This window comes from Anabaena sp. CA = ATCC 33047 (assembly GCF_963870205.1).
Classification (GTDB): domain Bacteria; phylum Cyanobacteriota; class Cyanobacteriia; order Cyanobacteriales; family Nostocaceae; genus Trichormus.
The window spans coordinates 1-329 of sequence record NZ_CAWMSA010000029.1 but is presented as its reverse complement, the minus strand read 5'-3'; the positions used below and the strand labels follow the sequence as shown (position 1 = coordinate 329).

The 329-nt window shown below is 43.5% G+C and carries 1 protein-coding gene; it reads right to left on the bottom strand.

Annotated features, from left to right (window positions below; genetic code table 11):
• Positions 1–329, bottom strand: a 329-nt coding sequence (locus AACS98_RS06730; protein WP_157087493.1) for a response regulator, incomplete at both ends; no start/stop codon positions are given.

Sequence of the window (329 nt, the reverse complement as noted above, 5' to 3'; positions counted from 1 at the left end):
TGTTGCGATGTCAAGATAGTCTCTGTTGCCTGATTTACTAGGGGCGTTTGGCTTTCGGCAAAGATAAATTTTACACCAAGATGTTTAGTTAGTGCATTAAAAATGGTGTGTTCGGCAAAGGGTTTGCGGAGGAAGTCATCACAACCAGCAGAGAGAACTATGGCTTTTTCTTCTTCTAAGACGCTGGCTGTCAAGGCGATGACGGCTGTGGCGTTACCTTTGGTAGTAGACTTAATATATTTAGTCGCTTCATAACCATCCATGACAGGCATTCTCATATCCATCCAGATTAAATGCGGTTCCCATTCATCCCAAATTGCGATCGCTTC